The organism is Knoellia aerolata DSM 18566 (assembly GCF_000768695.1).
GTDB lineage: Bacteria > Actinomycetota > Actinomycetes > Actinomycetales > Dermatophilaceae > Knoellia > Knoellia aerolata.
Genome location: NZ_AVPL01000135.1, coordinates 1 through 1,623 on the forward strand (window position 1 = coordinate 1; position 1,623 = coordinate 1,623).

The 1,623-nt window shown below is 72.6% G+C and carries 2 protein-coding genes; both read right to left on the reverse strand.

Annotated features, from left to right (window positions below; genetic code table 11):
* The coding region (locus tag N801_RS18945) for a hypothetical protein (protein ID WP_211254766.1) at window positions 1–347 on the reverse strand (347 nt) is incomplete at its 3' end.
* Window positions 347–1,393, reverse strand: coding sequence for an NAD-dependent epimerase/dehydratase family protein (locus N801_RS18950; protein WP_035940890.1), 1,047 nt, complete (start codon window positions 1,391–1,393; stop codon window positions 347–349). The genes N801_RS18950 and N801_RS18945, both read right to left, overlap by 1 nt.
* Window positions 1,394–1,623 lie beyond the last annotated feature (230 nt).

Below are 1,623 nucleotides of genomic sequence, written 5' to 3' on the forward strand. Positions count from 1 at the left end.
TCGCCGGAGGCGCGCGCGGCGCCGGCGGCGACCGACGGCGTCCGTCTGGCGGGGGCGGTCCGCTTCGTCGCGGCGGCCGTGGCCGTCGGGGACGTGGTGGCCGCGGAGGCCGTCTGGGCCCTGGACGCCTTGGACCTCGTCGTGGCGGCCCTGGACGTCGTGCGGGCCTTGGACGTCGTGCGGGCCTTGGACGCCGCGGAACTCGTCGTGGCGGCCTTGGAGGTCGTGGGGGCCTTCGGCCTGCTCGCTGCCTTCGTCGCCTTCGCCCGCGTGGCCGCCGCCTTCGTCGCCTTCGCGGGCGCGGGCGACGCCTTCGCCGTCTTGGCCTTGGCCGTCGTGGTCGCCATCAGTGCTTCCTCCCCCTGGTCGAGACACCCAGGACCTGCTGGGCCGCGCCGACGAGCCCTCCGACCGCGGCCGTCGCCGCGTCGAGCGACGGCAGGATCGGGGTCACGGTGCGGGCGAAGTCCTCGAAGGCCGCGCGGGTGGTGAACGTCGGCGAGAAGCCGAAGCTCTCGCGCATCACGGTCGTGTCCATGCCCCGCCCGAACGCGAGGAACGACATCTGGTCGGGACTGAAGTCGACGAGGCCGAAGCGCTTGCCGAGCCCGCCGAGCGGTCCGGCGGCGACCATCGGGACCATGACGAACGGGCGGCGGACGAGCCCTGCGGCCTGCGTCACGGTGAGCACGCCGTCGCCGGCGAGGTTGACCACACCGGTCGTCGACCCGGTGACGCCGCGCACGAGAGCCGCGATCGCGTCGTCCTCGTGGAAGAACTGGAGGCGGGCGTCGTAGCCGAGCGGGATCGGGATGACCGGCAGGTTGAAGTAGTCGGTGATCGAGGTGCGGATCCGCGGGCCGATGATGTTCGCGAAGCGCAGCGTGAGGATCTCCGCGTCCGGGCGACGCCGTGCGAAGCCGCGCACGTAGCCCTCGACCTCGATCGAGTCCTTGCCGAAGCCCGACGAGGGCAGCCGCTTGGCCGACATCTCCTCGGTGAACATCGCCGGGTCGCGCGGCGTGGAGCCGTAGACCGCGGCGGTGGACTTCACGACGAGCCGCTTGACCGACGACGCCTTCTGGCACGCCGCGAGCAGCTGCATCGTGCCGATGACGTTGATCTCCTTCTGGGGAGTGCGTCCTCCGGCGAAGGTCGGCGTCGCGATGACGTTGGCGTGCACGACGGTGTCGACGTCCCCCTGCGCGATGACCTTGCCGATCATCGGGTTGCGGATGTCGGCGCGCACGAACTCGGCCCGGCCGAGGTCACGCGGCGGCGGGATGACATCGACCCCGATGACCTTCTCGACGGAGGGGTCGGCCGCGAGCCTGCGGGCGAGCACGCCTCCGATGTAGCGGGAGACCCCCGTCACGAGCACCACCTGGCCCACGGACACTGCCTCTCTTCACGTCGGTTGTGTCGTGCCCGACCCTACTTGCCGTCCCGGGATGCGGGGAACGCCTGGGAGGGTCACCCGGAGGTGAGCGCCGTCACCCCGCGGTGCGGTCGGAACGCGCGGGCGCGGTCGGGCACCCGCGGTGCCGACCGGCATACGAGGAGAATGCCGGCCCGAGCGGCCCCGGACACGACACGACGGCCCCCGCCACGAGTGGCGGGGGG